22 protein-coding genes are annotated in these 26,416 nt (G+C 44.2%); all 22 read right to left on the minus strand.

Going from position 1 to position 26,416, the window contains the following annotated elements; translation table 11 throughout:
• Positions 1–23: 23 nt before the first annotated feature.
• The 22 genes from aroB to miaB all read right to left on the minus strand — a co-directional run bounded on the left by aroB (position 24) and on the right by miaB (position 26,369).
• Complete coding sequence (gene aroB / locus OCV47_RS00845; protein WP_117448786.1) at positions 24–1,142, minus strand: 3-dehydroquinate synthase; 1,119 nt, start codon at positions 1,140–1,142, stop codon at positions 24–26.
• A gap of 21 nt (positions 1,143–1,163) precedes the next feature.
• On the minus strand, positions 1,164–1,901 hold the full coding sequence (locus OCV47_RS00850; protein ID WP_317244125.1) for a YlmH/Sll1252 family protein: 738 nt from the start codon (positions 1,899–1,901) through the stop codon (positions 1,164–1,166).
• 60 nt (positions 1,902–1,961) lie between these two features.
• Complete coding sequence (locus tag OCV47_RS00855; protein WP_256296334.1) at positions 1,962–2,582, minus strand: cell division protein SepF; 621 nt, start codon at positions 2,580–2,582, stop codon at positions 1,962–1,964.
• A 23-nt stretch (positions 2,583–2,605) separates the two neighbouring features.
• Positions 2,606–3,298 carry a YggS family pyridoxal phosphate-dependent enzyme gene (locus OCV47_RS00860; RefSeq protein WP_117448783.1) on the minus strand — a complete coding sequence of 231 codons (693 nt, stop codon included), beginning with the start codon at positions 3,296–3,298 and terminating at the stop codon, positions 2,606–2,608.
• A gap of 27 nt (positions 3,299–3,325) precedes the next feature.
• Complete coding sequence (locus OCV47_RS00865) at positions 3,326–4,759, minus strand: biotin/lipoyl attachment domain-containing protein (RefSeq protein ID WP_262653092.1); 1,434 nt, start codon at positions 4,757–4,759, stop codon at positions 3,326–3,328.
• Between the two features lie 193 nt (positions 4,760–4,952).
• The gene (locus tag OCV47_RS00870) at positions 4,953–5,366 is read right to left on the minus strand and encodes a twitching motility protein PilT (RefSeq protein WP_256296339.1); all 414 of its coding nucleotides are present in this window, start codon (positions 5,364–5,366) and stop codon (positions 4,953–4,955) included.
• Between the two features lie 56 nt (positions 5,367–5,422).
• Complete coding sequence (locus OCV47_RS00875) at positions 5,423–6,487, minus strand: D-alanyl-D-alanine carboxypeptidase family protein (protein WP_262653097.1); 1,065 nt, start codon at positions 6,485–6,487, stop codon at positions 5,423–5,425.
• On the minus strand, positions 6,471–6,866 hold the full coding sequence (mgsA, locus tag OCV47_RS00880; RefSeq protein ID WP_117448777.1) for a methylglyoxal synthase: 396 nt from the start codon (positions 6,864–6,866) through the stop codon (positions 6,471–6,473). Before mgsA ends, OCV47_RS00875 begins: the two co-directional genes overlap by 17 nt.
• 17 nt (positions 6,867–6,883) lie before the next feature.
• Positions 6,884–7,987, minus strand: coding sequence for an FtsW/RodA/SpoVE family cell cycle protein (locus OCV47_RS00885; protein ID WP_262653100.1), 1,104 nt, complete (start codon positions 7,985–7,987; stop codon positions 6,884–6,886).
• A gap of 65 nt (positions 7,988–8,052) precedes the next feature.
• Complete coding sequence (gene minD, locus OCV47_RS00890) at positions 8,053–8,856, minus strand: septum site-determining protein MinD (RefSeq protein ID WP_117448775.1); 804 nt, start codon at positions 8,854–8,856, stop codon at positions 8,053–8,055.
• An 85-nt stretch (positions 8,857–8,941) separates the two neighbouring features.
• On the minus strand, positions 8,942–11,857 hold the full coding sequence (locus tag OCV47_RS00895; protein ID WP_262653103.1) for a penicillin-binding transpeptidase domain-containing protein: 2,916 nt from the start codon (positions 11,855–11,857) through the stop codon (positions 8,942–8,944).
• A complete protein-coding gene (gene mreD, locus OCV47_RS00900) occupies positions 11,850–12,380 on the minus strand; it encodes a rod shape-determining protein MreD (RefSeq protein ID WP_262653104.1) in 531 nt (176 codons plus the stop codon). Before mreD ends, OCV47_RS00895 begins: the two co-directional genes overlap by 8 nt.
• 16 nt (positions 12,381–12,396) lie before the next feature.
• The gene (gene mreC, locus OCV47_RS00905) at positions 12,397–13,257 is read right to left on the minus strand and encodes a rod shape-determining protein MreC (RefSeq protein WP_256296350.1); all 861 of its coding nucleotides are present in this window, start codon (positions 13,255–13,257) and stop codon (positions 12,397–12,399) included.
• A gap of 9 nt (positions 13,258–13,266) precedes the next feature.
• Positions 13,267–14,292, minus strand: a complete 1,026-nt coding sequence (locus tag OCV47_RS00910; protein ID WP_262653106.1) for a rod shape-determining protein — start codon at positions 14,290–14,292, stop codon at positions 13,267–13,269.
• 17 nt (positions 14,293–14,309) lie between these two features.
• On the minus strand, positions 14,310–15,023 hold the full coding sequence (gene radC, locus OCV47_RS00915) for a RadC family protein (RefSeq protein ID WP_117448770.1): 714 nt from the start codon (positions 15,021–15,023) through the stop codon (positions 14,310–14,312).
• Between the two features lie 76 nt (positions 15,024–15,099).
• Positions 15,100–16,689 (minus strand): NAD(P)/FAD-dependent oxidoreductase, encoded by a 1,590-nt coding sequence (locus tag OCV47_RS00920; protein WP_262653109.1) that lies wholly within the window; start codon positions 16,687–16,689, stop codon positions 15,100–15,102.
• Complete coding sequence (locus tag OCV47_RS00925; RefSeq protein ID WP_262653111.1) at positions 16,682–17,938, minus strand: BaiN/RdsA family NAD(P)/FAD-dependent oxidoreductase; 1,257 nt, start codon at positions 17,936–17,938, stop codon at positions 16,682–16,684. Before OCV47_RS00925 ends, OCV47_RS00920 begins: the two co-directional genes overlap by 8 nt.
• 13 nt (positions 17,939–17,951) lie before the next feature.
• Positions 17,952–19,256 (minus strand): methionine gamma-lyase family protein, encoded by a 1,305-nt coding sequence (locus OCV47_RS00930; protein ID WP_262653113.1) that lies wholly within the window; start codon positions 19,254–19,256, stop codon positions 17,952–17,954.
• A gap of 27 nt (positions 19,257–19,283) precedes the next feature.
• A complete protein-coding gene (miaA, locus tag OCV47_RS00935) occupies positions 19,284–20,243 on the minus strand; it encodes a tRNA (adenosine(37)-N6)-dimethylallyltransferase MiaA (RefSeq protein ID WP_256296354.1) in 960 nt (319 codons plus the stop codon).
• A gap of 29 nt (positions 20,244–20,272) precedes the next feature.
• Positions 20,273–22,285 (minus strand): DNA mismatch repair endonuclease MutL, encoded by a 2,013-nt coding sequence (gene mutL / locus OCV47_RS00940; protein ID WP_262653115.1) that lies wholly within the window; start codon positions 22,283–22,285, stop codon positions 20,273–20,275.
• Positions 22,286–22,299: 14 nt separating this feature from the next.
• Positions 22,300–24,951 carry a DNA mismatch repair protein MutS gene (mutS, locus tag OCV47_RS00945; RefSeq protein WP_262653116.1) on the minus strand — a complete coding sequence of 884 codons (2,652 nt, stop codon included), beginning with the start codon at positions 24,949–24,951 and terminating at the stop codon, positions 22,300–22,302.
• Positions 24,951–26,369, minus strand: a complete 1,419-nt coding sequence (miaB, locus tag OCV47_RS00950; RefSeq protein WP_256296687.1) for a tRNA (N6-isopentenyl adenosine(37)-C2)-methylthiotransferase MiaB — start codon at positions 26,367–26,369, stop codon at positions 24,951–24,953. Before miaB ends, mutS begins: the two co-directional genes overlap by 1 nt.
• Positions 26,370–26,416 lie beyond the last annotated feature (47 nt).

Below are 26,416 nucleotides of genomic sequence, written 5' to 3' on the forward strand. Positions count from 1 at the left end.
TTGACATAACAAAGTTATGGCAACTACTCCTTTTCCAGATTATCTGCATTAAGAAATTCAATGGCATCCAGCATTTCTTCATCCGTTACAGTATGATCAATAAATGCCTTTCCAATTCCCTTTAACAAAATGAATTTCACCCTTCCTGCATCCATTTTTTTATCAGATTTGGTAATACGAAGAATTTCCTGACTGTTGATTCCATCTACCAGGAACGAGAGATCGAATCCAACATTCATATCGCGAATCTCGTAGAATTCCTCCGTACTCAGCAGGCCTCTCTTAAAAGAAATATAGGCAGCTGCTACAGACCCCAATGCTACACACTGACCATGAAGAAGTTCCGGGGATTTAACTTTTTCAATGGCATGTCCGATGGTATGACCAAAATTCAGCAGGGCACGTTCTCCTTTTTCTGTTGGATCTTTTTCTACGACTGCGCCTTTAATACGACAGCTTTCCTGAACCATCTCCAGCAATACCGGAAGTTCCCGGTCATTGATCTCCATCATATGATTAATCAGCCATTCATAGTAGTCCGCATTCTTAATCAGACCATGCTTCAGAATCTCACCCATGCCGCAGGCAAACTGCTGTGCATCCAGAGTTTTCAAAGTGTTCAGATTCATATAAACCAGGGAAGGCTGATGAAAAGCACCAACCATATTTTTGTAACTGTCAAAATCTACTCCTGTTTTTCCGCCAATACTGCTGTCTACCTGCGACAACAGCGTAGTTGGCACCTGGACAAAATCAATCCCCCGCAGATAAGTAGCTGCAGCATAGCCGGCAAGATCTCCTACCACACCGCCGCCCAGCGCAAGGATCAGATCCCGGCGTTCAAAATGTTCCAGAATCAGATGTTCATACAAGTCTCTTACGATATCCAGGGTTTTGTTCTTTTCCCCTGCAGGGAAAATAAAACTGGTTAAATGTACACATTTTCCGTTCAGCTCTTTTACGATGTCATCTCCATACAATGGAAATACATTGCTGTCAGAAACAATACAGATCTTTCTGCCGGAGATGTGACAGTCCTTCTCCAGGCAGGAAGCCAGCCCGGCAAAGCTCTGTTCAAAATAAATGGTATAACTCTGGTCTTTTCCCGTTTTTACCAGTAAGGTAGATGCATTTGTTTCCATAGTGTTTCGACTCCTTTTCTTTTATTTATAACGCTGAAGTTCAACAGACAGACGTCCCTTTCGTGTTTCAGAAAGTGTCTGACAATATTTGAACTTGCCATAGCCGCGGACGGATATGATATCATTTTCTTTCAATTTATAGCCATTGGATGTAGTCAGACGACCATTTACATAGACACTGCCATTTTCTACCAGTGATGTCAGGCTGCTTCTGGATGAGTTAAATGCCAGAGACAGAAGGCTGTCAAGCCGCAGAGACGCTACCGTTCCATGAATCGTCTCATAGGACGGATGCCAGGAAAAATCCTTCAGGCCGGTACACTGTGCATAAACGGATGTATGCTTAATATGCGTCAGTTCCTGACAAAGCAGTTCTGTCATAGTGTTATGGCAGAATACATAAGTTCCGTCTTCCGTCAGTAAAATATCACCGATTTTGCTGCGTTCTATCCCAATATGCAAAATTGCCCCCAGAAAGTCTCTGTGTGTCAGTTTATCCGCATATTTTTCATGAAGCGGTAAAATACGGATACAGGAAAAGGGGTACTCCCAGCCATATGGAAGGCTCTCAGGGTCAGTACCGATATCATAAGAAAGAGCATCAGGTATAAATGCTATCATCTGACGCTCCGCTGCTTCATAGCCTCCAAAGAGCCGGCAGGTCACAAATCCCAGTTCTTTTTTGCTGCTATGGTAAATATTCAATTCATTCAGACTCAGAAAGTCACTGAATAATACAATATTACGCTGATCTGCCATGTTTGCCAGATCCAGTAGTCTTCTCTGAAATAAAGTCTCTTCTTTGGTCATAATTAATAATTAATAATTAAAATTCATAGATGGAATATCAAAAGCTCCATTTAAAAGATCCTGAAAATCTCCGGATACATCTACTGATGCAGGGGTAATGATGAATATGTAGTTGCTGATCTTCTGGAGATTGCCGTTGATGGCATAACAGGAACCAGAGGTAAAATCAATGATGCGCTGTGCCAGATCCAGATCCAGTCCTTCCATATTCAGAACAACAGTACAATTGGCCAGCAGAGTCTCCGTAATCTCCCGTGCATCTTCCATGTTACGTGGCTTCACTACACATACTGCCATATCATTGGCTGCTTTTCGTGTACGAATCGGAGAAACCTTGCTGCTGGTAGTAGTGGCCTTTGGTGCAGAGTAATTATTGCTGGTTTTCGGTTTGGAAGAATTCACTGTCTTCAGAGTCTTTACTGGCTGCTTCAGGCTTTTTCTTGCTAATGGTTCTTCTTCGAAGTCATCATCATCTATATCATCAAAAGAATCTGACTGGTTCTTTTTGAAGAAGCTCTTTTTCGGACGCTCTTCTTCATAGTCATCCATATCATCATCTAAAAAATCATCATCGTCATCGTAGTCATCATTTAACTTCATGGCGTTCAATATCTTATCGATAAAACTCATTCTTTTGCTCCAATCTTTTTTCTTTATACCGGATAAGAACGGGCACCGAAAATACCGGTTCCAACTCTTACCATGGTGGCACCTTCTTCAATGGCAACCTCATAATCATTTGTCATACCCATGCTGAGATTGCACATACTTACATTATCAATGTTTCTTTGTTTAATGTCAATAAATAAATTATATAAATTTTGAAAGTGAACGCGGTTATCTTCTGGGTTTTCAACAAAAGGAGCAATCGTCATGAGACCGGATACCCTAAGATTTGGAAAAGCTGCGACCTGTTCAATGAATGCAGGTGTCTCATCCAGCGTCAGACCAAATTTGGATTCTTCCTGTGCCGCATTCACTTCAATCAGCACCGGCATAATCACTTGATGCTTTTCTGCCTCGGATTGAATTGTCTCAGCCAGACGAAGGGATTCCAGTGAATGAATCATGCAGGCTTTATCGATGATATATTTTACTTTGTTTCTCTGAAGATGACCGATCATGTGCCATTTCAGATCTTTTGGCAGAACTTCATATTTTTCCTTCAGCTCCTGAGGCTTATTTTCACCAAAATCAACCACACCGAGAGGAAGAAGTTCTTCAATCATGGATACTGGTTTTGTTTTGCTGACAGCGATCAATGTAACTTCTTTTGGATCTCTTCCTGCGCGTTCACAGGCTGCAACAACCTTCTTTTGTACATCCAGATAATTTTCTTTTATCATAACAGTGACATCTCCTTTTTTCCATCATCATACCACAATGGCATCTTCTTTTACAGTGGATGCATCCAGCGCTATGTGGTCATATTGTGCCAGTCCATAGCTGGAATTACTCTCTACAATACAATATTCCTCATTTTCATCAATGATCGTAATTTCACGAAATACGGCATAACCCTTATTGATGTTGTAGACACCGATCAGAGATTTGGTCTCAGATATCTGATACCGCTTGGAGGAATCCTTCATCAGCACATAATCTCCTTCTTCAAAGAGCCCGGTATCTACATAATAATCGGTATCCGTCTTGTCATATACTGTAGCTGTTATATATTTTGTGATGGCAGAACCATCTGTATCATAGGTCTCTTTAATCAGGCTGATTTCATCCTCATTGTCTTCATTGACAGAGACATATTCTTTCGGAATCCGATAAAATGTCTTCTCCGCAATGGCGGTATTTGGGATCTTCAGCCCACTGGCTTTATTGATCTGAAGCTCAATATCAATAAAACGGTCACCGGCAAAACGGATGACAGAGTTGCTGATATCCAGTTTTCCAAAAAATCCATCCTCATTTTGAAGAATCGAAAAATCTGCGTTAAATGTTGATTTGTCTTCCAGGAAAGTAAAACGTACTGTAGTGGAATCTGCCAGTTCTGTAGCAGTCTTGATATCCAGTGGAATGATCAGAGACCACTCTTCACTGGTGATCAGTTTATAGACAGGATCATTGGCACTGACGCTGTCTTTCATGCGAAGATTGGTTCTTTTGTAATTGGTTTTATTAAAATCACTGAGTCGAACATCATCCGCTGTCTTATCTTCCATACCATCTATAGAATAAACTACAATACCATCGGTATCTGTGGTGATAAGATTCTGACCGGTATAGCTGGACGAAGTCTGATTCTGTGTATAAGTTTCAAAGATAGCGGTCTGTGCATCCGCTTTAAAATTATATACGGTCTGATAATCCATGGAAGAATAATTCGTGGAAAAGCTGGACGCTATATTACGAAAAGAGGAAAAATCCGTGTTATCCTGTGCAGTACCCTGATCAGCCGCCGTCTGCTCAGTGCTCTCCTGGGTGTCTGTATCCGCAGAGGAAGCATCCACCGACTGTGTACCAAGTTCAGACTGGGGAGCACTTAATGCTCCAAGCGAGTAGATGGCGTTCCCAACTCCCACTTTGCTGTTCTCCCTGGCATAATACTGAATATCTCCACTGCCGGTGCTGTATACGACCTTTTCCGATTTAAGCGCCAGTGCAGTATATTTATAATTACCGGACAGCGGACCTGCAGTGACTTCATATGCGGTCACATGCGGGGAGGTCAGATACATAATCAGGCAGATAATCATATAGACAAACAAAATTCCAAACATGAAAGTTCCAATATTTAGCATGGAATGATGATTGATTTTTACAACTTTGCTTTTTCTGGGTTTCCGTATAGCCATTCTTACTCCTTACATTCAAATACATCTAACGTAACTGTTCAGTACCTTCACAGTGGGTTCTGAATAGTTACCATCCAACAATAGAATACACGCTCTGCGAACCTTCTTCTATATGTCATGAAAAAAATGCCGGATAGACATTATCCGGCATTTTCTCTTTTCTGATACACTTCGTATATGTAGTAAAATGCAACTAGTTGATCACTTTACTCTTCATATCTTCCGGTAACTTAGCCGGATCCATAGAAATGCTTAATACAAATGTTACATGATATTTCTCACCAATAGCTTCCAGCTTGGATAAAGTAGCACTGATATCAGCACCTTCCAGTTTGGCAACTTTCAGAAAACTGTCAAGATACATCTGTTCAAGATCGTGATCCTGGGAAATTACACCACATATAAATCCAATAAAGTTGTCTGCATTGTCAATCATGAATTCAGATGCATCAATGAGACGAACCTTGTTATTTAACTCGTACATATGTTTTGAATTTTTGTCCAGGTAGACAATATTACCGTGTACAGATTTTATTTCAGAATTTACCTTGTCCAGTAAACACTTTGTTTTTCCGTTTCCTTTTTCTCCAGCGATTATCTGTATCATCGTAATCTCCTCCTTCGGTTTCGTATATGTAAAATTATACTGCATTCATTTCTAAATTACAACTGTTTTTTGTTAATTATTGACAGTAAATCATTCATGTCACTGTACAGATCATCTTTCGTATCTGCCTTCATAATAATGCTGAAATAGGAGTTTCCATAAGGGTCCTTGGTAAGCAGAGAAAGGCAGGCGCCAGCTTCATCTGTGGTTCCGGTCTTGCCTCCGAAGACTGTTACGTTGTCCGGCGGAGTTGCTTCACCAGTAAAATAATAGTTGGTAGCAAACCAGGTACGCTCATACTGCTCTCCGTCTCCGGCTGTATAAGTAACCGTGTAACTCTGCTGGTTGATAGCATCGGTAAAGGTACTGTATTTGATGGCCTCATTAAAGATCAGATACATGTCATATGGTGTCGTATAATGATTCTCATCCTGAAGACCATGCGCATTCATGAAGTGTGAATTCGTTGCTCCTATCGCAGCGGCTTCCTGATTCATAAGAGATACAAAGCCCTCCAGACTGCCTCCCACATGCCATGCAATCGCATTCGCTGCATCATTACCGGAAGCAAGCAGCATACCATAAATCAGCTGCTTTAATGTGTACTGATCCCCCAGCTCCAGATAGCAGACAGAAGATTCCGGATCAATATCCAGTGCATTCTCATCAATTGTAATGACATCATCCAGGTTGCCATACCTGATAGCAACCAAAGCGGTCATAACCTTGGTCAGGCTGGCCGGATATAAGCGTTCATGTACGTTTTGCGCAAACAGCACTTCATGCGTACTCAGATCCATAATCGTGCCAGCCTCTGCAGTCTGAAGATTCTCATCTTCAAAAGCAACATCTCCGGCAGTAACACAAAGGTCTTTTGTAAAGGGTTCCGCTCTCTGACCCTTCTGTGGAGTCTCCAGCACACCGTAGACCTGACTGCTCATGTCATAGGGGTTCGTAAAGCTGATCTCATGAGATCGGAATAAAAAATAAAATACAATAAATCCAATCAGAACGATCAGGCAGATCAGTAACAGCAGAAAGCTCAGTGCCTTCCTGCGCTGACGCCTGCGGATCTGCATTCGTCGTTCCTGTCTGGTAAGTTCTCTATCTGTACATTTCACGCCACTCTAACTCTCCTCTGTCAAGGGATTTAATCAGCATCTCAGCGGTGGCAAGATTGGTTGCCAGAGGCACGTTGTACGTGTCGCAAAGCCGAAATACATTTTTAATATCCGGTTCATGCTTTTTTGGCTGAAGCGGATCGCGCAGAAAGATCATCAGATCCAGCTGGTTATGCTCAATCTGGGCTGCAATCTGCTGAATACCACCAAGATGCCCGGCGATATATTTATTAATATTCAGGGAAGTGGCTTCTTCGATCAGCCTTCCTGTTGTGCCAGTGGCAAATAAGGTGTGTTTGGCAAGTATACCACGATATGCGATACAAAAGTTTTGCATCAGTACTTTTTTGGAATCATGTGCTACTAATCCGATATTCATAACAGTACATCCTTTCGTTAATATTTTTTAACCTGAAGTCCTACATTCAATACCAGCCCGATACCAACAAACAGTGTAATCAGGGAAGAAAGACCGGAACTTACAAAAGGAAGCGGAAGTCCCGTGTTTGGCATCAGTCCTGTAGCAACACAGATATTCATGATACTCTGAAGAGCAATCAGTGCACCCATACCACAGCAGAGAATCGAGCCAGACCTTTCTCTTGCTTTTTGTCCTACACGGATGCATTCAATGGCGATAAGCATTTCCAGAATGATGATGATACAACATCCAAGAAATCCAATCTCTTCGCCGGCAACGGCAAAGATAAAGTCTGTCTGTGCCTCTGGAATAAAGTTACCGTTTTTTACAGATTCAATGGCTGTGGTATCCAGTCCCTTTCCATAGAGCTGACCGGAGCCGATCGCCATAATGGAATTGACCTGCTGTGCCGCATCGGAAGGATATTGATCAGGATACAGCCACGCGAGAATTCGCCTGATCTGGTATTCCTTAATCAATGTCTGTCCAGGTTTTAAAATCATACTGATCAGTACCGTAAAAGCAGGTACCAATACAATCAGTATACCACCGATTACTTTATAGCTCAATCCTGCAACAAAATAAATTACAGAAAAAAGTATCAGTACCAGAATCGTGGTAGAAAGGTTCGGCTGTTTGTAGATCATGACCAGCGGTACTGCCAGAATCACCAATGACTTGATGATTGTTTTGGGACTGCTGATATCATCCTCATGCCTGGCAAAATATTGAGCATAAAACATAATCAGAATGATCTTCATAAAGTCAGAAGGCTGGATCTGAATACCACCGATTACCAGCCATCTGGTAGCGCCATTGACATTTCGTCCGATGACAAAGATTGCAGCCAGCATCAAAAGCCCGATAAAATAGAAAATCCAGTAAAACTTCAGAAGCCAGGTGTAATCGATCAATGATACAATCACCATGGCAATCAGTCCAAGGATCAACCCAATAATCTGTTTACTCTGTACGTCACTGTCTGCACTTCCGATGATCATAATTCCCAGTACGGTCAGTGCAATGACCCATAATACTAATCGAAATTTGTAGTCTCTTAATCTATATTGTTTAATCATGTTTTTTTCCTGTATTTGTCATGTTTTATACGTTTTTCGTAACTGTTCAGTTTCCTCACAGTGGGTTATGAATAGTTACTGTTTTTCCTCAAAATATGTTTCAGCCTCTGCAAAAGTCCCTCTTCCTGGCTCAGCTCCGGGAAGGATACCGGCTCTCCCATGATACGCCGGGCAATATTCAGAAACTCCTGCCCTGCCAGAGAATCTTTTCCTGCGAGGGGCTCTCCCTGATTCGTTGCAATCACAATGTCTTCCTGATCAGCAAGGGTGCCAATCAGTGGTATCGCCAGAATCTCTGTCACATCTTCCACGGACATCATTTCACCTCTGGCCACCATAGCAGGACGAATACGGTTGATCACCATTTCCGTTTTTTTCATCTGTGCAGCTTCCAGAAGACCGATGATCCGATCGGCATCCCGTATGGCCGAAACCTCCGGTGTGGTCACTACAATGGCTCTGTCTGCCGGTGCAACAGCATTCTGAAAGCCCTGTTCGATGCCGGCCGGGCAGTCGATCAGAATATACTCAAAATGCGCCCGCAGGTCATCCGTAAGCTTAATCAGCTGTTGTGGGGTAATCGCCGACTTATCCCTTGTCTGTGCTGCAGGAAGCAGATAGAGACCCGGATAATGCTTATCTCGTACCAGAGCCTGCTTCAGGCGGCAGTTCCCTTCTGCTACATCAATCAGGTTGTAAACAATCCGGTTCTCCAGTCCCATGACGACATCCAGGTTCCGAAGGCCCAGGTCTGTGTCAACTACTACACACTTTTTTTCCATTCTGGCAAAGGCGGCGCCAAGGTTGGCGCACAGTGTGGTTTTTCCCACACCACCCTTTCCAGAAGTAATGACAATCACTTCACTCATGCGATATCCTCCCATCTTCTATACGGGGATTTCCCGTTATCTGTCTGTGGTATCTTCGCTTCACTGTCTTTTGCAGATCTGTCAATTAGTCAGTACGTGCACCGGAAATGGTTCCACCGGAGTAAACGGATGCATGTCCGGTAATCAGAGTATCTTTATCAGCCAGATCATAGATATAGCGGATCATATCCTTTGCAAGAAGAGACGCATTCGCTGATGTATAACCGTTGGTGATACGGCAGGCAATGGCGATCTCCGGATTATCATAAGGGGCATAACCGATGAACAAAGCGTGGCTGGGTACACCGGTTTCTTCGGCGGTACCCGTCTTACCGGCCATATCGATCTCGATATCCTGCCAGTAAGTGTTCTGCTTAATCATCTGGTTCATACCGGTATGGATGGTGTTCCACAAGCTGTCTGTGGCTTCTACATTACTGTGAACCACCGGTTCTTTTTCCATGATGGTTCGTCCGGTAGAATCTGTGATCTTGTCAACCAAGGTCAGATCATAGCAGGTACCACTGTTTGCAATCGTTGCTGCATAGCGGGCCAGCTGTACTGTGGCATAAGCGTTGTTACCCTGTCCCATGGCAGATGGTGCTTCTGCCTGATCAGAAATACGTGGTGTACTTTCATCCATTTCGATACCAGTCTCCTGATCAAATCCGAACATGGAAGCATACTTGGCAAGTTTGGCAATACCTGTGGCATCATCCGATTCTCCATTGGTTCCACCCAGATTACCAAGACGGACACCAACTGCATTGAAGAAGTAGTTACAGGACTCCTGAATCGCAGTGGCCAGACTAACTGAACCATGCATACCAGGATAAATCCAGCATTTAATGGCAGGATCCACATCCTCGAACTTACCGGTACAGTTGATGGTTTCCCCTTCTGAGATGACACCTTCCATCACACCGGCTACAGAGGTTACAATCTTATACGTAGAACCCGGAGCCGTCAGCTCCTGAGTCGCTTTATTATAAAACGGACTGGACTTGTCGGTTACCAATTCCGAGAAGTATTCTTCGTCCATATCATTGGCCAGACGATTATTGTCATAACCAGGATAAGAAATACATGCCAGTACATTACCATTGTTCGGGTCTGTGATAACCATGGAACCGGAGCACGGTGATAATCCCAGTGATGCCGGTTTGATCTCCAGATTATAGATCTTATCCTTGATAAAATCAAAGGAATAGACACTGCCATCGCCCAGCCCCTGATAGGTGGCATCATCCGGTTCCAGAATACCCTGATCATACAACAGCTGGCATTCGATCTGCGGACTCAACTGGTCGTTTTCGATCATATAGCGGTATACGATCTTACTGAAGTTGTTATCGTCTGTCACATACTCTGACAGATAATCACACAGACTGGAGAAGATCTCGTCGCTGTCCAGGAACTGGGTATCCGTACTGATCTGGGTAATATCCATCCAGTCTTTCGAGATCGCATACGTCAGATAATCCCGCAGGCTGATGCTTTCATCATTGGTCCAGGCCAGATAGGTGCTGTCGGTGGTATCGATAGCATCTTCCCGGATAATGCCAAGTTCTGTCATTGTTGTATCCAGCAGATATGTGATATAAGCCTGCATTTCTTTGCTCAATTCACTGTAAGGCTTTGCCGAATCAGATAACAGTTCTGCTTTCAGGTCTGCAAACAGTTGTTCCTTCTTATCCAGGAACATATTGTAGACCTTTTTCTCCAGCTCTGTTGCTTCACTGGAACGCAGATGGGATACACTCAGTACATTATTCTCAAATAATGCATAGTAAATATCATAAACCGGAATAACAATTTCATTGGTACCTACCTGAGAATTATCAAATTCTTTATAATCCCATGTATTTGACCACACAATTCCGGCAACGTACTGCTCCAGCAGCTGATAACCGGCTTTCTGCCAGTCCGTCTTCAGAGTCAGATAGATATCATCACCGGTCTGTGGATCTACCTGTGAGTCTTCCTTTAGAACCTTACCAAGGTTGTTTACGTAGACCGTTTTCTTGCCGTCCACACCCTGAAGTTCTTTTTCATAGTACTGCTCCAGCCCGGCCTTACCAACGATATCTGTGGTATCGTATTTGTTCTCTCCAGAATCTGTATTCAGTGACTGAATTTCTTCTGCCGAGATCTTACCGGTATATCCAATGATGTTGGCATAATACAGGCTTTCGTTGTATACACGGATGGAACTCTCCTCAACGTCTACTCCAACGTAATAGCCCTTACTCTCCATCAGACTGGACATGGACTTATCCGAAATATCCTTTGCAATTGTGGTAGAGATATACTTCTGATAGTTGTTCTGATTGATGGCACTTCGCATGGCGATGATCTTCAGGGCATCCTCCTGTGACAATGTCTCCGGAAGACCATACTGAGCCAGTTCTTCTGCCGTATAAGGCTTCTCCAGAGAATCTGAGATTACCCAGAATCCATAATCGCCATCTCCACCCAGTTCCTTTACCATGTCCTCCGCAGACACTGCTTTCTGGGCAGGTGTCATATCCGCCGGGTCTGACTGTCCGTATACATCGGCACGGAAACGAAGCAGATTGGTACCACTTTTTGTATATTCATATTCTCCCGCATCATTGATCCTGATAGCAAAATCTGTATACACATCATCACCGTTGGCATACAGAATCTGCATGATCTGATACAGATATCCGTTGATGGTCAGGTTCTTTTCTCTGGTGGTTTCATAGCTTCCCACATCCTGAAAAGTCACGTCATAGGCCAGCTTATTATAGGCCAGCAGATTTCCGTCACTGTCATAGATGCATCCTCTGGTACTTGGAATCGTGGTCTCCCGGGTGATTTGAAGATTATAATTATCCTGATAAGATTCTCCGTTGATGATCTGCAGATCAAATAACCGGCGAACCAGCACAAAAGCCATCACAACCAGCAGAATGGATAAAATCACTGATCGTGACTGAAAAAATCGTGAAAGAATTTTCTTAAGTTTTTTAAACAAAGCTGTCTACACTCCTTTTTGCCGTTTTTTCTATTTTCTTATTCAGAAACAGAAAAACTCGATAAAGCACTAAAGTTACTAAAACGGTATAGATCATCTCTGGAATGATAATCCGCTTTAAATAAAAAAAGAAATCAACTCTCCCCCTCAACAGGAACTGTGCCACATAGACAATCAATCCATAAGCCAGATCACCTGCGGCTGTCAGGAGAACCGGCATCTTTACATCATCATCATAAAATATCTGATAACAGTACCCGCACAGATACCCAATATACATATAGATAAAGGCACGGAAGCCAATCACATAATAGCCAAGCACCATGCACAGCATATCCATCAACAGCCCGGAAAAAAATCCAATGAGCATACCCGACTTTTTCCCACGCATCAGACCAAATGATACCGTAAAAGAAATCATCAGGTTTGGTGTAATAGATGCAATGGATATAGCCGGCATTAACGTACACTGGAGAAGCAGACAGATCAGCATCAGGAAAAAAATACTTACGTTCGTTCTCATCTTCTATCCTCCAACCCTATGATTCTGCCTTCTGCTTCAGATTCTTAATCACCAGAACTTCTTTGATGTCCTTAAAATCTACGACGGTAGATACCAGACCGGAATGAGTCAGATTGTTGGAATCCACTCCGATTTCCGATACGTATCCGATCAGAATTCCCGGAAGAAAAATGTCACTGATCTGGGAGGTCACTACCGTATCTCCCACTTTAACCTTAGAGTCTGGATCATTCAGCTTTACCAGACGCACTGTTCCTTCATCGGTCAGAGAAAGATCTCCGGCAATGATACAGGTATCTTCTGTTTCACTGATCTGTGCACTGACGTTACTGTAATCATCTATAATAGAACGAACCGTTGCCCAGTTCGGTCCCACGTCCGTGATGATTCCGACCAGACCGGAACCGGCCATCACATTCATATCCACGGCCAGTCCGTCATTGGATCCTTTGTCAATCGTAAAGGTACTGAACCAGTTGGAGCTGTCGTCTTTAGAAATCACTCTTGCTCCCACTTTTTCATAAGTCTCATACTTATGATCCAGTTCATACAGATCCCGCAGGCTGTTTAACTCATCTTTATCCTGCAGAAGTTGGGTATTCTCAACAGTAAGCTGATCTACCTGGCTTTGCAGCTCTTCGTTCTGGGCTGCCAGCTTCAGGTTGTCCTCAAAATAATCCATCTTTCCGGAAAACCATCCCCCCACATGATTGATACCGCTCTGTATCGGCGTCAGTACCACGCCAACTACATCTTTCACCGGACTGTCTGTGAATTCCAGCGCAAAACTTACGATAATCATAATGCCGCAAAATAAAGATAAAAAGAATAGAATTAATTTACTTTTGGTGTGTTCTTCCATTGTATTTTTCTTCATAATAACCTCTTATATAAAACTTCCTGTCAGATCCCGTAAAGAATAAGTATAGTTTTTCACCAGATCTTTTTGATTCATAATTGCCTGAATCCCCCGTAAGGTCGTCAGTCCAGGCTCTGGGACCAGAGACACCGGTACATGAACCTGTCTGCGGAAATAATCAGACAGATTAAATATCATGGCAGAGCCTCCTATAAGGCAAAAACCTGCCTCCAGAATATCCTGATGGAACTGCGGCGGAAGCCGGTCGATCATGCCACGCAATTCTTCTGCAATCATCTGAATGGTATGTTCCATACAGATACTGACTGCCATAGAAGTAACCTCTGCAGTCATTGGATGTCCTGAGACCGTACTGATACCATACACTACCATAGAATTGGCCGGTCCATCTCCTACATAAGCCAAAGCCGTCTTCAACCGGACTGCCGTCTTCTTTCCAATATGAATATGGAACATACGGCGACACATGGTAATGATGTCCTCATCCAGCTGGTCGCCTCCAATCTGAAGCGTCTTACTAATCAGGATCTTTCCTCCGGCAACCACAGATACTTCTGTCGTTCCTGCTCCCATATTCACCAGCATACTGGCTCTTTGAGAATCCATAGAGACTCCTACACCCAGATTATCCGCAATGCCCTTGTCTACCAGATAGATCTTGTTCTCCGGAACAATATTGATCAATACGGTGTAATAAGCCCTTTTCTCTACAGCAGAAATATCCCGTGGTACCGCTATAAATATGGCAGGACGGCCGGACAGAATAGACTTGTGTTTTTTTAACAGATGTGATAAGACGATCTCCGCATTTCTGGCTTCTGCAATCACCCCGCGGGCCATGGGACAGGCGGCTCTGACATTCATGGGTGTCTTTTCAAACATCTCATAAGCCGCATCTCCAATAGCAATCACCCTTTTTTCATCACGGATCGCTATCATATTTTTTTCACAGACTGTAAATCGATTTTTTTTATCACAGATTTTGATGGTGTCTGTACCAAAATCTATACCAAGTGCATGATGAAATGCCATGTTTTACCCCTTGTTTTTTACGTACCGTCTGGTGTCTCCTCGTCTGTGAATGCATGATGTTCACAGAAACTATAATAGCACTGATTACCAAGAATAATGTGATCCATCAGCGGAATTCCAAGAATGCTTCCAGCCTGAGCCATACGCGTGGTAATCGCAACATCCTCCTGACTGGGAGTCGCATCACCGCTTGGATGATTATGCAGCAGAATAATGTATGCTGCATGATTATGCATGGCTTCCAGATAGACTTCTCTCGGCGTAATCAGTGATTGATTCACGGTACCTTTTGTAATAATTTTATCTCCCAGGAGATGTCCTTTGGTATCAAAAGACATCACAAATACATGTTCCTGATCAGAATGACGAAAATCTTCCATATAGTATTCGGCAATCTCCAGTGCACTGCCAAAAGGATGCTTTTTTCTTGCTCCGGCTTTGGCCATTCTCCTGGAGAGTTCTGCGATGCACTTGATCTGCAGTGCCTTTACTTTTCCGATTCCCTTTATCTGACAAAGTTCAGGAATACTGATTTTGTACAGTCCGGACAAATCTTCTCCTCCGGACTTTTGTAATATTTCACATGCCAGGTCCACCGATGTGCTGCCACCTGTTCCTGTGCGTAAAATGACAGCCAGCAGCTCTGCATCGCTTAAAGAATCGCAGCCATAGCGGCTGCATTTCTCATAAGGACGCTGGTCTGCAGGCAGTTCTTTGATGGTATATTTCATATCATTTTTTGCATTCCCGGCATGATAATCAAAAATATATTATCATAAACCCTATCAAATGTATAGGTTCGAATCCTTAATTTTTCCTATATTTTTTGATGACTGCCTCAGCAACTTTCATGCCATCCATGGCTGCAGAGGTGATTCCTCCGGCATATCCGGCGCCCTCTCCGCAAGGATATAGCCCTGTCAGACTGGACAGGAACCGCTCATCACGTACAATACGTACTGGAGAGGAAGTCCTGGATTCTACACCGGAAAACAGCGCATCTGGTCTGGAAAATCCATGAATCTGCCGTTCAAATCCATGTACCCCTTCGATCAGAGACTGACTGATGATTTCCGGAAGTACTTCCCTTAAATTGCCAAACTGCCAGTTCCCTTTGATACAAGGTGTCACATCGCCAAGTCCCGTGGATGTTCTGTTTTCACAGAAATCTCCCAATAACTGCACAGGCACCTTTCCGTTACCGGCCTGCCAGGCTGCTTTCTCCAGATCTCTCTGAAATTCAATTCCGCCCAGTACTCCTGCATGGCCAAAGTCATCCGGTGTTACCGTTACGATCATAGCGCTGTTGGAATTGCGGCTGTCTCTGGCCCGGTAGCTCATACCATTTACCGCCAGGCGTCCTTCTTCTGAAGAAGCATTTACCACGTAACCGCCCGGACACATACAGAAGGAATAGACGCCTCGTCCATTTGCCAGTTTTCTGGTCACTTTATAATTGGCTGCTCCAAGCAGCGGATGGTGCTCCTGCCCATACTGGGACAGATTAATCATAGACTGTGGATGTTCAATCCGAAGTCCCACCGCAAAAGACTTGGGCTGCATCAGAACCTGATGTTCATGAAGCATGGCAAAGGTATCCCTTGCACTATGGCCAATGGCCAGAACCAGTGCTTCACATGGGATCTCTTCAGTATGATTTACACAGACACCGACAAGCTGCTGATCTTTGATTTTCAGATCGGTAACCTTACATCCAAAACGTACTTCTCCTCCAAGAGAAAGAATCTCCTGTCGAATATGTTTTACTACATTTCTAAGTACATCCGTTCCGATATGTGGTTTGTTCACATATAAAATATCCGGGTCAGCACCGGCTTCTACGAAGGTTTTTAATACATAATGATTTCTCCCACAGGCATCTTTTACCAGTGTATTCAGTTTTCCATCGGAAAACGTACCAGCGCCGCCTTCCCCGAACTGTATGTTCGATTCCGTGTCCAGAATTCCATTTTTCCAGAATTGTTCTACCGCTGTAGTTCTTTGATCCACATCAGCTCCCCGCTCCAGCACCAGCGGACAGTAACCTGCTCTTGCCAGCAGCAGCGCACAGAAAAGACCTGCAGGGCCAAACCCGGCAATTACCGGGCGATGAGGAAGCGTTTCACTTCCCCCATCTGGCATCTGATATGGAGAATCCGTAACCTGACTAATGGTTATATGCTGCTTTTTTTTCAAAACCTGCTGCTCTTTTGCCAGACAGAAGTCTACCGTCAGTACATAATATAAATCTGGCTTTTTCCTGGCATCCAGAGACTGTTTGCGAACCCGTAATTCTTTGATATCCGAAGCCTGGATTTTTAGTTTTCTGGCAATCTCTTTACGTAAAAATGCTTCATCATAATTCAGCGGTACCTTTAACTGCTGTATTCTAATCATGGTCTTCTCCTTTTTTGTGACTGGTAACTTTTACAGCGCTGCTCTTCCCTGCAAGATATCCGGTGGACCATGCCCACTGCAGGTTGTATCCTCCGCAGATACCGTCTACATCCATCAGTTCTCCTGTCAGATACAGACCGCTGATGATGCGTGATTCCATCGTGCACGGATCAATCTCAGAAAGAGTCACCCCACCTCCACATACCTGTGCCTGCTCAAAGGATCTGGTTCCGGTTACGGTAAGTGGCAGATGTTTGATCATCTTACAGATACGCTTTATCTGCGTTTCGTCCGGTCTGTCAGAAGCTTTCCTGATCTGACAGAGTTCCAGTATCACAGGAATCATTTTCTTCGGAAGGATACCGGTAAGACGGTCCCCAATGGATTCTTTCTCCTTCTTTTTGTACAAAAGGTCAAATAACCTTTCCTCTGTCACCGAAGGCAGACAGTCTACGCTTACCTGCACACGGCCCTTTTGCTGCAGCGTCGCGGATGCATATCGGCTGAGCTGAAATACTACAATCCCAGAGATTCCATATTCCGTCCACTGTAGTTCTCCCGATTCAGAAAATTGTTGAACCGTAGATCCGTCAGAAGGCCAGATCTCCATGTCTATTACTGCCCTGGTACGGAGACCAGCCATTTTTTTTACAAAAGATTCCTGGCATTTTAGTGGTACCAGCGCTGGAAATGGTTTTTGTATAGTATGTCCACACATCCTGGCCAGCGCATAGCCACTTCCATCCGATCCGGTAGCCGGAACTGCCTGAGAGCCACAGGCCAGGATCACCGCATCTGCTTCATAGTGCCAGCTTTCTGTATAAACCGTCCATTTACCCTCTTTTTTTTCTATCGCAGTTACTTTTCCCCGGCATTTTAGCTTTACAGAAAGCTTCTGAATCTCAAGAAGCAGACGGTCAGCCACGGAAGATGCCTGATCCGTCAGCGGATAAACCCCACTGCCCCGGTTCTGGAGCAAAAGTCCCATTTCTTCAAAGAACTGCATGGTACTGTGATGGTCGAACTGTGACAGCACCTGCTGACAGAACATCCTGTTCCCACCACGGTAACAGTCCTCTCTGGAAAAATCCAGACTGGTAAGATTACATCTGCCATTACCGGTCATTAAAAGCTTTTTTGCCGGCTTGTCCATAGCTTCCAGAACGGTAACGCGAGCCCCCTCCCGGGCTGCTGCAATGGCTGCCATGAGACCGGAAGCTCCGCCACCGATTACAATGATTGATTTCATGTTTTATCCTTACCTATATTGTTACGTTAGAAAGATCTACAAGGTTACGTTCTTTCATGCGCTGCAGAGACTTCAGAATTCCCAGCTTGGCATGCTGCCAGGTCAGTCCGCCCTGAAAATAGACTGCATAAGGCGGTTTGATTGGACCATCTGCACTCAGTTCAATAGAGGATCCCTGGATAAAAGCCCCTGCTGCCATGATGACATCACTGTCATAACCAGGCATAGCCCATGGTTCCGGTGTTACATAGCTGTCCACCGGAGCCGCTGCCTGAATCCCCTCACAGAAAGCAATCACACCCTCCGGATAGCCAAATTCTACAGCCTGAATAATATCATGACGGCTTTCTGATCCATCTGGTATTACATGAAAGCCCAGTTTTTCATAGATATTTGCTGCAAAGATAGCGCCTTTTAAAGCCCCATTTACCACGGTTGGAGCCAGGAATAATCCCTGAAAAAAGTCTTTATTTACACCAAGGGAAGCACCTACTTCTTTTCCAAGTCCAGGAGAAGTCAATCGATAGGCACAATTTTCAATGCAGGCACTGGTTCCTGCAATATAGCCGCCGATTGGTGCCAGGCCACCGCCTGGATTTTTAATCAGAGAGCCAACTACCATATCCGCTCCAAAATCACTTGGTTCCATCGTTTCTACGAATTCTCCGTAACAGTTATCTACCATAACGATGATGTCAGATCGAATGGATTTCACAAACTGAATGGCTTCTGCGATCCTGGAAACAGACAGAGAAGGACGAGTCTGGTAGCCCTTGGAACGCTGAATTTCTACCAGTTTTGTTTTGGAAGAAATGGCTTTTCGGATTCCTTCAAAGTCAAATTCTCCTTCCGGTGTCAGATCAACCTGTGCATAAGCAATGCCATATTCTGCCAGAGATCCGTTGGATGGACGGATACCGATGACTTCTTCCAGAGTATCGTATGGTTTCCCGGAAATAGAGATCATCTCATCACCTGGACGCAAATTGCCAGCCAGTGCCAGTGCCAGTGCATGGGTTCCACAGGTAATCTGTGGACGTACCAGTGCTGCTTCTGTGTGGAAAACAGCAGCATAGACACTTTCAAGCGTTTCACGTCCCAGATCATTATATCCATACCCGGTACTGCCCTGGAAACATTCTGCGCTGACCCGGCATTTCTGCATGGCACCGATCACCTTCAGCTGATTATATTCTGTAACCTCATCGATCTGAGCAAATCGCTTCTTCAATGTTTTCTCAACGGCATTTCCAAAATCCAGAACGTCTTTGTCTACGCCCAGTTCCTGATACATGCCTGTGATTGTTTCTGTATTCATAATTTTCTCCTCGTCTGCTGTTGGATTCTATACCGTCTGTTCCGGTAATATTCCTTTTTGCTGTAATGTAGTTATCATAAATTCCAGGATGCTGGTTTCTTTTCTCTCAAAATCATCTTTGGATATCCAGGTAACATCCCGTTCCCGCTTAAACCAGGTAATCTGCCGTTTAGCGAAGTGACGGGTATCCCGTTTGATCCGATAAATGGCTTCTTCCAGAGAGATTGTTCCATCCAGATAGTCCAGAATCTCTTTGTAGCCCAGTCCCTGCATGGATACCATATCTCTGGTATAGCCTTTTTTCTTCAGGAATGTAACTTCCTCTGCCAGCCCATCGTCAAGCATCTGATCAATACGTTGATCAATGCGTTCATACAACTTTTTTCGTTCATCGTTTAAGACAAAATAGGCAAAATTATAAGGGGATTTTTTTTGCCGCTCCTGCTCGTTGTGTTCGGAGATTCTCGTCCCGGTTTCCTGGTAAAACTCCAAAGCCCGAACCACCCGTTTTACATTGTTGGCATGGATATCTTCTGCTGATTTCGGATCTACTTCTGCCAGTTTCTGATGTAAATATTCTGCCCCTTTTTCTGCTGCCAGAGCCTCCAGCTGCTGCCGGATAGCAGGATCTCCTTTGTTTTCTGTAAAATCTATATCATACAATAAGGCCTGAATATAAAATCCGGTGCCGCCTACCACGATGGGAATATGTCCATGATCATAGATCTGCTGCAAATACTTTTTTGCCATCTGCTGAAAACGCACAACATGGAATTCTTCGTCCGGTTCTAATTCATCAATCAGATAATGGGGAACACCCTGCATTTCTTCCGGACGAATTTTGGCCGAACCAATGTCCATACCCTTGTATATCTGCATGGAATCTGCTGAAATAATTTCGCCTCCAATTGCCTGTGCAAGATGGATGGACAGCGCCGTTTTCCCCACTGCAGTTGGACCGGTTAAAATCACTAATGGTTGTTTCATCGTTTCCATTGATTTCCTTTTCATTTCTTTTATACAATTCGTTTGAATTTCTTTTCAATCTCATGCCTGGACATGGAGATAATCGTTGGTCGTCCGTGAGGACAGTGGTATGGATTCTCCAGTGTCATCAGTTCATCGATCAGGGCATGTACTTCCGAAACAGACAGCTTATGATTACCTTTCACAGCTGCCTTGCAGGACATGGCAGCTACCCGGTCTTTGATAAGATCCACGCTGGCACTTGCCGGCTGACTCTCCAGCGCATCCAGCATCTCAATAAATAGATCGTCTTTGGCAATACCGAACAGATTATCCGGTACTGCTCTCAGGGCATATTCTTTGCCTCCAAATTCCTCAATCTCAAATCCAATCTCCTGGAAATAAGGCATATGTTTCTGCAGCGTCTCTGCTTCCTGAATGCTTAAGGTCAGTATCACCGGCGGATTCAGGATCTGGGAGGTATATTCCCGCTTGTCCATCGCTTTCATGGTTTTTTCGTATAGTACCTTTTCGTGTGCCGCATGCTGGTCAATGATAAAAAGATTATCCCGGAATTCAATCAGCCAGTAAGTATCAAACAGCTGTCCGATAATCCGGTGTTCTTTTACATTCTGACGGTCCAGCAGTTTTTCTGAAAAGAAATCCGATTCTTTCACGCTGCTGTTCGCCATCTGTTCCATTTCCATAGAATATCTGGCAGCCGGTGAAGTCTGTGAGTCTGTGGCTTCTGATGATACAGCAGACTGCATCGCCCGCTCAGATCTTTCTGGCTGCCAGGATGGTGCCGTATAGGACGATGTAATCTCCCGGATAGCCCTGGTATCTTCTTCGCTCAACTGCTTTTTTACAGGAACAGATGTCTGATGCGCCAGGAGACTTAATTTCTCCCGCGATGGCTGTGCCTCACGTTCCTGTATAACACTGTCTTGTCCAGATACCATCTGCATGGAAGAAATACGATTCTTTTCGAATGGTTCCGGCAGACTTTCTTTTTTCTCCTGTATACACTCTTCTTTTTCTTCTTTTCCCACACTGACCTGAACGATCATCTCTTTATGGGAAAGCGTATTTAAAATCGTATGATAGACATCCTCATACAGTTTTTCATTTTCCGCAAACCGAAGCTCCATCTTTGTTGGATGGACATTGATGTCCAGCATCTCCGTATCGATTTGGAAATGCAGTACGGTAAATGGATATTTATGCTTCATCATAAAGGACTGGTATGCATCCTCGATCGCCTTGGATATAATTTTACTCTTAATATACCGTCCGTTTACGAAATAGTTTTCAAAGTTTCTGTTTCCCCTGGAGATCACCGGTTTCCCAATGAATCCTGTGATCTTCATTCCATTTTCAAAGGTTTTTTCCACTTCCAGAAGATTATTTGTAATATCTCTTCCGTAAATATTATAGATAATATCTTTCAGCCGGTGATTTCCGGAGGTATGGAGCTTCACCTGGGAACCGGCAATAAATTTAAAGGATACTTCCGGATGGGACAGCGCCATGCGTTCCATCAGTTCGCTGATATATCCCGTTTCAGTCTGAGGGGTTTTTAAAAACTTCTTTCTGGCCGGCGTATTGTAGAAAATGTTCCGTACCAGAAATGTAGTGCCGGAAGGCGCACCGATCTCTTCCAGACTCTTTTCCTTTCCTCCTTCGATCAGATAGCGGGTACCGGTCAGACTTTCCGGTGTCTTACTGATCAGTTCTACCTGGCAGACCGCTGCAATACTGGAAAGTGCCTCACCACGAAATCCCAGGGAGGTGACATCCAGCAAATCTTCTGCCGTTCGGATTTTACTGGTTGCATGACGTAAAAAAGCAGTTGGAATCTGCTCTGCTTCAATACCGGAACCGTTATCTGTGATACGGATAAAAGAGATTCCTCCCTCTTTGATCTCAACAGTAACAGCCGTGGCTCCTGCATCAATGGCATTTTCCACCAGCTCTTTTACAATAGAGGACGGTCGTTCAATGACCTCCCCGGCTGCAATTTTATCAATGGTCTGTTCATCTAATACGACAATTTTATTCATGTATCAGCCCTTCTTTACCATCTGTTCTTTAATCGGTTCTGTAAACGATTCAGTACATTCAGCGCTTCTATCGGTGTCAGAGTGGAAATCTCGATTTCTTTTAACTCATTCAGGACATCCTCGTCACTGACGGTATCCATCAGCGTCATCTGTTCCAGATCTACCTGGTCGTACTTCTGGACTTTGCTTTTGGACTTTTTCTCCTGTGCAATCTCACTGACAGTCTCTGTAATGTCTGCATCGCTGAGTTCCTGTACCAGTTCCTTGGCACGTTCAATGACACTGTCCGGTACACCGGCCAGCTTGGCTACCTGAATACCGTAACTCTTATCAGCACCGCCCTTGACAATCTTTCGTAAAAATACAATATCATCGCCTTTTTCTTTTACGGCGATACAATAATTATTTACATTGGAAAGCTTGCCTTCCAGTTCGGTCAGCTCATGATAATGAGTGGCAAATAAAGTCTTGGCTCCAAGAAGCTTTGGATTGCTGATGTGCTCTACTACCGCCCATGCAATACTAAGGCCGTCAAAAGTACTGGTTCCACGACCGATTTCATCCAGAATCAACAGACTGTTGGAGGTGGCATTACGCAGAATATTGGCAACTTCCGTCATCTCTACCATAAAGGTACTCTGACCGGAAGCCAGATCATCGGATGCTCCTACACGGGTAAAGATCCGGTCTACAATGCCAATTTTCGCACTGGATGCCGGCACAAAGGATCCAATCTGAGCCATTAGCACAATCAGGGCAGTCTGACGCATATACGTAGATTTACCGGCCATATTCGGTCCGGTAATGATAGAAATACGATTTTTGCCATTATCCAGCAGGGTATCATTGGCAATGAACATATCATGATCGATCATTTTTTCAACTACCGGATGACGTCCGTCCTTGATCTGAATCAATCCTTTGGTGTTCATCTTCGGGCAGACATAATTATTGCGTTCTGCCACCAGAGAAAGAGATGCAAATACATCCAGTGCAGCAATCGCTTTTGCTGTCTTCTGAATACGGATGATCTCTGCTCCCAGTTTATCTCTCACTTCACAGAACAGATTATATTCCAAAGCCACCAGTTTGTCTTCTGCTCCCAGAATCATGTCTTCCAGTTCTTTTAGTTCCGGCGTGATGTAGCGTTCCGCATTGGCCAGTGTCTGTTTTCGCATATAGTGTTCCGGAACCAGGTCCTTATAAGAATTTGTCACTTCCAGATAATAGCCAAATACCTTATTGTACTTGATACGTAGATTTTTAATACCTGTTGCTTCCCGTTCTTTTGCTTCCAGCTGTGCAATCCAGGTCTTGCCTTCTGTCTTGGCATTACGAAGTTTATCTACTTCTTCATGAAATCCTGTTTTGATCATATCCCCGTCTCTGACAGAAATCGGAGGTTCATCCATAATTGCCTGATCAACCAGTTCATACAGATCCTGAAGCGGATCCAGATCCGTCTGAATCTCCTTTAGCAGATCTCCCTGAAAATCATCCAGCAGACAGCGGATGGCCGGAAGCATCTCCAGAGAACTCTTAAAGGCAATCAGATCCCGTGGATTTGCTGACTGGTAACTGATCTTACTGATCAGTCGTTCCAGGTCATAAACAGGATTTAAGTATTCCCGGATCTCTTCTCTGGCTATGGCATTCTGGTTCAGTTCTGATATCGCCTGCTGCCGCTTCTCGATCTCTTCCAGATCGATCAAAGGCTGTTCAATAAAACTACGCAGCATGCGGGCTCCCATGGCCGTCTTTGTCTTATCCAGCACCCATAACAGGGAGCCACGTTTCTGTTTTTCACGTAAGGTCTCGCAAAGCTCCAGATTGCGGCGGCTGGAGCTGTCAATTAACATGAACTTTCCAGTAATATACGGTGTCAGCTTCGTCAGGTTAGAAATCGATGTTTTCTGTGTCTCAATCAGATACTGCAATAAAGCACCTGCTGCAATCACGCCACAGTCAAAATCATCCAGTCCCAGACCAGAAAGCGTACTCATATGAAAATGATCCATCAGTGCCTTTTTACAAAGCTCGTCGTCAAAATACCAGCTGTCCAGAGAATACACCGAAATACCCAATCTGGTACGGAAATCTTCCACATCAATTCCACTGACATAAAAAGAATGATTGCAGATAATCTCTGACGGTGCATACCTGGAGATCTCGTCATTTAGTTTTTTGGCAGAATCTACTTCGGTTACAAAATAAACTCCGGTGGTGATATCTGCCACAGAGATTCCATATCTGTCTGCTGTATATACAATAGACATCAGGTAATTGTTTTTTGTTTCATCCAGCGCCAGAGCATCCAAGGTAGTACCAGGTGTCACGATACGAATCACTTCCCGCTTTACAATTCCTTTTGCGGTCTTTGGATCCTCTACCTGCTCACAGATCGCCACTTTATAACCCTTGGATACCAGTTTATTCAGATAACCGTCTACGGCATGGAACGGAATACCGCACATTGGCGCACGTTCTTCCAGTCCGCAGTTCTTACCGGTTAATGTGATCTCCAGTTCTCTGGATGCAGTAATGGCATCGTCAAAGAACATTTCGTAAAAGTCACCCAGTCGGTAAAACAGGATGCAGTCCCTGTACTCTTCTTTGGTCTTCAAGTATTGCTGCATCATGGGTGTCATTGTATTTTTGTCACTCATTATTTCTTCATTTCTCCCATATAATAAAAGCCCTTACATTCTGCCAGATAAACATCTACGATCTTTCCGATCAGATCAGCTGTTCCCGGAAAATGTACCAGGAGATTGTTGCTCAATCGTCCGGTCACCAGAGAGGCATCATGATCATTGATCTCTTCTACCAGTACCGGCAGGGTCTGACCGGTCAGCCGGGCAGATTCTTCTCTTGAGATTTCCTGTACTTCTTTTAACAGACGGTCAAAACGAGGCTTTACAACTTCTTCCGGCACCTGATTGTCCATTTTGGCAGCAGGTGTACCGGTACGTTTGGAATAGATGAAAGTAAAAGCACTGTCATAGCGAACTTTTCTTACCACATCCAGTGTTTCTTCAAAGTCTTCTTCTGTCTCCCCCGGGAAACCTACAATGATATCGGTAGTCAGGGAAATATCCGGTATCGCATCTTTTAATTTTTTCACCAGTGTCAGATACTGTTCTTTGTCGTAATGACGGTTCATAATCTTTAAAAGTCGGCTGCTTCCTGACTGCAGAGGCAGATGCATGTGCTTGCAGATTTTCTTCGAATGCGCCATCACCTCAATCAATTCATCAGATAAATCCTTGGGATGGGAGGTCATAAAACGGATACGTTCCAGCCCTTCAATTTTTTCGATTTCCTGAAGAAGCTGTGCGAACGTAACCGGCTGTTCCAGATTTTTGCCATAAGAGTTCACATTCTGTCCCAGAAGCATGACTTCTACCACTCCATCCGCTACCAGACGTTCTATTTCCCGGATGATATCCTTCGGTTCTCTGCTTCGTTCCCTGCCGCGAACATACGGAACAATACAGTAACTGCAGAAATTGTTGCAGCCAAACATGATGTTCACCCCAGACTTAAATGGGTATTTTCGCTCTACCGGAAGATCTTCCACAATCCTGGTCGTATCCTTCCAGACATCAATCACCATCTTACCGGAAGTCAGCCGCTGGTAAATCAGCTCTGCAAACTTATAGATATTGTGGGTTCCAAAGATCAGGTCAACAAAACGATAACTCTTCTGTAGCTTTTCCACAACTTCTTTTTCCTGCATCATGCAGCCACATAAAGCGATCAGCATATGAGGATGTTTTTTCTTAATACCGCCAAGAACTCCAAGGCGGCCATAAACACGCAGGTTGGCATTTTCCCTTACGGTACAGGTATTATAAATGACAAAGTCTGCATCTTCCCCTTCCACCAGCTGATAGCCGATCTTTTCCAGAATACCGGCCAGCTTCTCACTGTCTCTGGCATTCATCTGACAGCCAAATGTGATTGGAGATGCCGTTAGCGGACGTCCAAGCTCCTTTGAGAGCTCAGCAATCTTTTCTCTGCATTTTTCCATGAAATAGTACTGTCGTTCCGGTTCTTTTTTCGGGATGATTTCTCCATACATCGTAGATTCCGTTACTAGCAGTTCTGGTGCCACATCATACTGATCAG

The sequence above is a fragment of the Muricoprocola aceti genome, assembly GCF_025567005.1.
Taxonomy (GTDB): Bacteria; Bacillota; Clostridia; order Lachnospirales; family Lachnospiraceae; genus Marvinbryantia; species Marvinbryantia aceti.